Source organism: Microcoleus sp. D2_18a_B4 (assembly GCF_036702475.1).
GTDB lineage: Bacteria > Cyanobacteriota > Cyanobacteriia > Cyanobacteriales > Microcoleaceae > Microcoleus.
This window is the reverse complement of sequence record NZ_JAUBTL010000077.1, coordinates 21662-29217: the sequence shown is the minus strand read 5'-3', so window position 1 is coordinate 29217 and position 7556 is coordinate 21662. Positions and strand designations below refer to the sequence as shown.

5 protein-coding genes are annotated in these 7556 nt (G+C 46.9%); 1 reads left to right on the top strand and 4 read right to left on the bottom strand.

From position 1 onward, the window contains the following. Positions 1-312 precede the first annotated feature (312 nt). From QUB04_RS29170 to QUB04_RS29160, 3 genes are all read right to left on the bottom strand, one after another. Positions 313-708, bottom strand: a complete 396-nt coding sequence (locus QUB04_RS29170; protein ID WP_333149921.1) for an SH3 domain-containing protein — start codon at positions 706-708, stop codon at positions 313-315. A 249-nt stretch (positions 709-957) separates the two neighbouring features. Then, positions 958-2751 (bottom strand): N-acetylmuramoyl-L-alanine amidase, encoded by a 1794-nt coding sequence (locus QUB04_RS29165; RefSeq protein WP_333289896.1) that lies wholly within the window; start codon positions 2749-2751, stop codon positions 958-960. Between the two features lie 169 nt (positions 2752-2920). Beyond that, on the bottom strand, positions 2921-4606 hold the full coding sequence (locus QUB04_RS29160) for an NAD-binding protein (protein ID WP_333289894.1): 1686 nt from the start codon (positions 4604-4606) through the stop codon (positions 2921-2923). Positions 4607-5177: 571 nt separating this feature from the next. On the opposite strand from QUB04_RS29160, the gene QUB04_RS29155 reads away from it, so the two are divergent. After that, the gene (locus QUB04_RS29155) at positions 5178-5792 is read left to right on the top strand and encodes a COP23 domain-containing protein (RefSeq protein WP_333289892.1); all 615 of its coding nucleotides are present in this window, start codon (positions 5178-5180) and stop codon (positions 5790-5792) included. A 353-nt stretch (positions 5793-6145) separates the two neighbouring features. Here QUB04_RS29155 and QUB04_RS29150 read toward each other — a convergent pair. Then, positions 6146-7556: cobaltochelatase subunit CobN (locus QUB04_RS29150; RefSeq protein WP_333289890.1), on the bottom strand; the 1411-nt coding region annotated here is incomplete at its 5' end.

Below are 7556 nucleotides of genomic sequence, written 5' to 3'. Positions count from 1 at the left end.
GTATTTTAAAGTCCCAAAAGCCTTTCGACCCCAATTATTTACTTGCTACCCCTTGACAGTTCAAGACAGTATCTACGAAATTCCCTATTGCCGCCAGTAGGTTATTGGTGGTGTGGGGGCGGGTTTATATAGATTGTTTGTACTCGTTATATATTGTCTGTAAAACCCGCCCCTACGAAATTCCCTATTGCCGCCAGTAGGTTATTGGTGGTGTGGGGGCGGGTTTATATAGATTGTTTGTACTCGTTATATATTGTCTGTAAAACCCGCCCCTACATATATTGTCTGTAAAACCCGCCCCTAGGAAATTCCCTATTGCCGCCACCTCTCAAATTGGTCTTCGGAACAGCCATTAATAAATTGATTGTTCACCCAACCGTCAAGGATTGTCAAAGTTTCATTAGGAGGATTACCCGAGAATCTGGCCGCAATTTTCACCCAATTACCTTGTCTGCTGACAGCCCTAACTCCGTCTCCCCTTTTCAATTTAGCTACAACCGGGTACTTATTGCCTGGGCCTTTGCGAATGTTAACAGCGCCACCTTCACCTGTAATAAACGAGCATTGAGTTTGCTTTTTTAAAGCTTCTGCTTTTGCGGGAGCAAGGCTTTGCTGCTTGCCGAAAACAGGAAAGCTGTAAAGTGAGAAGCTAAAACTTGCAACGACGGCTGCAATAAAAAAGGCTTTTGATTGAGTAAAAATTAGCATTATTTCATTTCCTTGGATTGACCGAGCTGGAGTCCTGACTATGATTTTTTTGATAAGGACTTCAGTCCTTATACCAATTTAATGTGAAGTTGCACATATCTCGATCCCCCTAAATCCCCCTGGTTGTTGGGGGACTTTGATCGGAATCTTGTCCCCCCCTTAGTAGGGGCGGTGCCCCCGTGCCCGCCCTTGGCTAGGGGGGATCGGATTCTATGCAGCCTCCTAAAAAATTGGTATTACTACTAACTATTATTTGACAGAGGCAAACCATTCGGTAACACCTTGGGCGATCGCCTCGGCTAACTTCTTCTGTTCTGTCGGATTCACAATCCATTCAAACTCTTCGGGATTGATCATAAATCCCAATTCCATTAAAACAGATGGAGCAACGGCAGGACGAGTCATGGCTAAGTTGTTCCAGAATACACCATAGCTCGGACGGTTCAACTTGGCAACTAAATAATTGTGCAAAAACATTGCCAAACTGTGCGCTTGCGGGTGAAACCAGAAAGCGCCGACGCCTTTAGTCTTAAGGGCGTCGCCGTTATCCGGCAAAGCATTGTAGTGAATTGAAATTGCGATCGCAGGTTCTTCTTTTTGAATCATTTTCACCCTTGGCGGCAAATCCAAATCGACATCTTCTACCCGCGTCATTAGCACATTCGCGCCCCGATTCACCAATTCCTGTTGCACCAATTTCGACACTGTTAAAGCTACTGTTTTTTCCCTAATTCCCACTGGGCTCACAGCACCTCCATCCTCCGGCCCGCCGTGTCCAGGATCGATGAGAATCTTAATTCCCGACAGCGGCTTTGCTTGCGACACAGGCGTCATGCTTGTATTCGCCGGCGGGTTTTTTAAAGACAGCACTAAAGTTGTGCCCTCGTATCTCAATTTATAGCCCCACTGCTGGGCAGATTTGAGATTAAAAGTATATTGTACTTGCAGTGGCGCGATTTGTTGCCATTCTAAACGTGAAATTACTGGGTCATCTGAGAGGCGAATAATGTCAGTTTGAGCGGTAGTATTGTACAGGGTTAAAGTGAAAGTGCGTTCTCCTTCCTGCACGGTGACTGGGACGGGTGTTTCTAAGGGAAATAACACCTCTGTCCAGCCGGAAACTTGACGCGAACTGGCGCTGCGAATAATCGATCGCGGAGGCACTGTATCCTTGACAATTCGCACTTCCGATGCTTTAATCCAAGCACCGTAATCGAGTCTGAGCCATTCTCCCTCGCGCCCAATAATTGTTGCTCGCGTTCCCTTCGGCAGCGGTGTCATCCGAGAAAAATCTGTACTCGCCCCGGTTCGGGCGACACCAGGATCTGCTGTTACTTCGGCTATTTCTAAGTCAGCCGGAGAGAGAATAGAAATCTTGCCAGTACCTTGTTGGCTGATAGTTCGATCGTTCATTGTTAGCTCAAACGATGGCACGCCTAAATCAACTGTTTCTCCCTTAGACGAGAGGGCGTTTTCAGGGGTTTTACCGCAGCCTTGATACTGTTGGCTGCCGCCTTTTTTGATCGGGGAGTTTTCACCTAATAATACAGATTTGTTGTCGGGTAGTTCGACCTGCGATCGCGCTTTTAAAGGAATAGTAATACCCGCCAATTTTACTGAAACTTGAGCATTCGCAGGTGCGATCGCCCCAAAGCAAATATATTCCCCCGGCAAACTCGCGACATCGACTTTCGGCGTCAGAGAATCTTTAGCAAAAGCCAATCCTACAGGGGCTACCGGCTGATTAGACTCGCGCGTCACCTTAATTTTGACTTCCTGATTTTCGTAACGCAAGGTAAAGACATTTTCGCCGAGTTGCAGCGGAAAAGTCGGGGCGAAATGGCCGACTGCGGTGCGCGAAATTTGGTTGCCATTTACCAAAACCTCACCCGTTGCCGGCGCTGTGCCGATGAAAAAGATGCGATCGGCTGTAGTTTTGTGGTTAGCGGGAGGATAAGCGACGAACAAAGGTTGAGCTGCCACAGCTACAGAGGCGATCGCCATTATCAGACCAAACACACATAATGCTAAAAATTTTCTCATTCTATATCGCAACTAATTGAGACTCTGTTGGTTATTTATACTAGAAGTTGCCCTAAGAAACCGGATTTCAGAGGATTAGTGGTAAGTCTTATTTACTAGACAGAGCCCATTTTATCAGGTTTGTAGTTGCAATTGAGCGATAGGCAATATAAATTCCCGCGTCAAACCATTAAGTTTTAATTAGTTCAGAGGTCGTTCTCCACAGTTGCTCCAACCGATTCGCAGGCATCGTCAAATACAAAACATCCCCCGCACTCAGACAACAATTCAGCAAATCCCAGCCGTGAATAGTTTGACCCTTAGTTTCGGCATACAGAGGCACAAAATCCGCAGACTTAGCAGCATCTTGAATACGGTGGCCACAGAAAGGATGGTTTGGCGTAATCAATGTGGCCAAGCAAACCCATAGACTATCAGCAGTCATTCCGTTGCCCAAAATTCTGCCTCCAATCGCCGCCGCCGCGAAAGCAGGAGCTGCCAATTCCGTCGGGTTCAAAACTCCTTCAAACTCAAAAACTTGCTGCACCATTAAAGCAAAATGTGGGTCTTGATTGCGGACAATAACTGATAGTTTGGGCGCCAATCCTTTAGCGCTCAAGGCAATTTCGACATTAGACATATCGCTGCTAGTTACCGCCAAAAGTGCTGCCGCTTGCTTAACATTAGCAGCTTCCAGAGTTGCGGGCAAACTAGCACTTCCCTGAATGACCGGAATTTTCATTGAGCGAGCCGTACTCAGAAATCGGCTGTTCGGATCTTGCTCGATCGCCACAATATCGTAACCGTTAGTGTGAAGTTCTTTAGCAATTTGGATGCCAATTCCTCCGAGCCCGCAGATAATGTAATGATGGCGCTGCGGAACTCGCGCCACATCCCAATATTCGGTAAAGCGAGTTCCCAATACATAATCGTTGAGCAGTGCGTAGCAGATGCCGATGATGCCGGCTCCAACTAACATCATGACAATTGTAAATAGTTTAATGCTTTCTGGAGCTTGTTCGGCTACTTTTTCATGGCCTCCGGCTCCGGTAATCATCCCTACTGAGAAATAGAGAGAATCGACAATTGAGATATTATCGTCAACACAAATATAGGTAGCAGTAGCAACAGCAATCATTGACAGCAGCGTCAATACAACAATTACTGCTGCTTGGCTGTGCTGCTGAAATCTGTGCAGCTTAGTTAATGTTTTGAGCAGTTTTTGAGTTAAAGTTTTTTGGGGGCTGTGGAGAGTGGGCTGAGTGGCAACAATTAGCCGATCGCCCTGCTGACACTGCCGATCGGCAAGCACCGCCGATACTAAATCAGTTTTGTTAGCAGCGGGCAGATAATAAATCAACATTCGCGATCGATCGTCCCACAAATCGCTGAGTTTGCGATTTTTCCAAGGATGTGTTTCATCGATATATTCTTCGTGAATCGGCCAAGTGCGATCGAACAAACGCAACTGTCCGATCGCCTGACTTCCGAGAGCCGCAAAGGCAAAAACCGGAGCAGCCAATGATGAAACGCTCATGGAAGCGTGATCGGGCAAAGTGTGGTCAATTCTGTCGCCCAAGCTAGTATTGAACAATCTGTTGATAATGCGAATCTGAGGATTGAGAATCCTCGCTTGCATCAAAATTGCCAAATTCACAGCATCATCGTCTCCTGCAATTACTAAAGTGTGAGCGTTTTGAATGCCTGCCGCCAACAAGGTAGAAGCTGCTTGCAAATTACCGACAACCACATCAGAAGTTTCGCCGCGAATTGGGCGATCGCTAATACCAACCACAATCGCTCCTTGCTGTCTCAACAAACAAAAAATCTTGTGTCCCGTGTGGCCCAACCCGCAAACAATGATTCGAGGTTTCATAAAAAGTTATTTGCCAGCCAATTTCGGAGCTGTGCTTTGTAGTTTTACTTACCATTGTTGACTGCTCTGGCTTTGAAGAATGTAGCTAAAAACACTATCTAGGACACTTGTGCCGCAGTCTCGAAGTGTTGGAAACCAAGAAAGGGCTGTGCCTTGTTCCTAAAGCCACGTTCCCAAGTGTTGAAATAAACACAGCACACTGCCATGTACCTACAGACATGAGGTGCAACTAACCTAATTTAATATTTGAAAAATATCCGGGTGCGACAGCCAACCAGCCGAATTTGAATAGGTAGGGACAGGACACTGCCTATTAGTCACAACTTAAGGTTAAACCCCTAGTCCGGCAGGGGTTAAAACCCCTGCCTAATAGCGAAAGTCCTCTTTAGAGGACTAATGAGTTTAACAGTCTTTTTCTCAGTCCTCTTAAGAGGACTTTAGCTTTGAGGCAGGGAATTCATTCCCTGACGGACTACCGGTTTAACCTTAAGTTGACACCAATAGATACTGCCCTGTCCCTACAACTATGACTTCCTACATAAATTTAGCTGCCTTAGCGGCAGGAGTTATTATGAAATTGACTGCACCCTTATTAGCATCCGCTTTAGTTTTCGCCGGTACTGTCGCCTTTGCCAGCCAAGTGCAAGCAGCTCCAGCCAGCAACTCTTGGAATAGCACTAGAACAACATTTCAGTGCGTTACTTCCGGTCGGAATTTTGTCACAATTGCGCGGCGGGGAAATGTCACGACTGATCCAATGATTCTGTGGAAATCTACCGAGTTCGGCCGCGAATATACACCTTGGCAGCGCTGTCAAATTGTTTCCAATAGATTGACCAAAGCTGTTGCCGAGAGTGGCGGAAGATTGAGCAACTTGCAGTTAACAACAGGAATTGTTAATAATTTGCCCGTAGTTTGTTATGTGAACGGACGGGGACGCTGCAACTCTCAAAATCTGCTGTTCACCCTAGACAAGCGCAATGCTAAAAATCCCGGTGATGCTTTAACGAGATTGATTAATTTTGCCCAAGATGGCAGCGGGCCCGTGGCAGTGTTCAGAACCGGAGGTCAATCGTCTGCACCGCAGTTTGTTCCCTTTGGAGATATGGTCGATCGGGCTTTTAATTCTCCCAATAATAAACCGTCAGTTCCTGTAGCAAAACCGCAGGGCGATCGAGGTATTTAATCTCCAATTCTACTCATTATCTACTCGTTACCAGGCTCTTCCTGGTAACGCAGATCCGGAGGCTCTGCCTCCAATTTTCATGGAAGCTGCCGAGGCAGAGCCTCTGGATATCGGTTCCCAGGCAGAGCCTAGGAACCAGTTAAAGCTGGCGAGGCAGAGCCTCTGGATATCGGTTCCCAGGCAGAGCCTAGGAACCAGTTAAACTTGCACCTGAGAAATTTCTACTCGTTACCAGGCTCTGCCTGGTAACACAGATCCGGAGGCTCTGCCTCCAATTTTCGTGGAAGCTGCCGAGGCAGAGCCTCTGGATATCGGTTCCCAGGCAGAGCCTAGGAACCAGTTAACTAAAAACACTACACTGTCACCCCTTCAATTTTTTCATCAGTTAACTCATACAACTCGCGCAACTGCTGCAACTTATCCGCATCCGGCAGCCAAAAACCCCGCCCGTTAGCCTCCAACATTCTGCCGACAATATTGCGAAAAGCTTCAGGATTTGCCTCCCGCAACTTCTTCGCCATCTCTTCATCTAAAGCATAAGTATCAGCAGCCTGATCGTAAACCCAACTATCAGTAAAATCAGCCGTTCCGCCCCAACCAATTAACGCCGTCATCCGCTGCGAAATTTCATAAGCGCCCCCAGAACCTTGATTTGCCATCGCGTTAGCCCACTTAGGATTTAGCAACTTAGTTCGATATTCCAAGCGCAGCAAATCTTCTAAATTGCGCGGAGTGGTATCCTGAGAAAAACTTTCTACAAAACTGGTATTGACTTTTTTGCCGCGCTGCTTTTCTGCGGCTTTCTTCAAACCGCCAGTATTCGCATAATACTCTTGAATATCAGTCAAACCGTATTCCACAGAATCAATTTCTTGAATTATGCGATCGCACCCTTGCAACAACTGAGTCAGAACCTCCGGCCTCGCTTCCCCCTTATCCTTCCTCCCGTAACTAAAAACATTGCGACTTTCCCAAGTTTTCCCCAACTCATCCCCCGATTCCCAACTACCATCAACAACCCTATCGTTAACCAAAGAACCAAAATCCCCAGCCGGATTAGAAAACAACCTTGCAGAATAATTCTGCACACCTTTTGCCTGCAAAATTAAAGCGTGTTTGCGAATAAAATTCTCCGATTCCGGTTCATCAGCATCCGCCGCCCGCACGAACAAATCATCCAACAATTCAATAATATTCACAAAGCTATCTCGGAAAATACCCGAAAGATTTCCCAACACATCAATCCGGGGATGACCGACATCAGCTAACGGTTTTAATTCATAGCGAACAATCCGCCCAGTACCTTCTTTAAGAGGTTCAGCCCCCACCAATTCTAGCAAAATGCCAATAGATTCGCCCCGCGTTTTTATCGCATCCAAACCCCACAACATCACCGCCACAGTCTCAGGATAACTCCCCTGTTCCTCAACGTGCTTCTCAATAATTTTCCGAGCAATTTCGCGCCCCCTTTCATAAGCCGCCGGAGAAGGCATCCGATAAGGGTCTAAAGCATGAATATTCCTGCCAGTTGGCAACACCCCAGCCCCATCCCGCAACAAATCGCCCCCCGGTGCAGGCAGAATATATTCCCCATTCAAACCCCGCAAAAGATTAGTCAACTCATCCGTCGTTTGCAACAACAAATCCCTAACTAGCAAGCCCTCCTCAAAAACCCCATCCAACCCCTCTTGTGGCACAGGCATCTTGCCTGTGCTGATTTGTGGCACAGGCATCTTGCCTGTGCTGATTTGTGGCACAGGCATC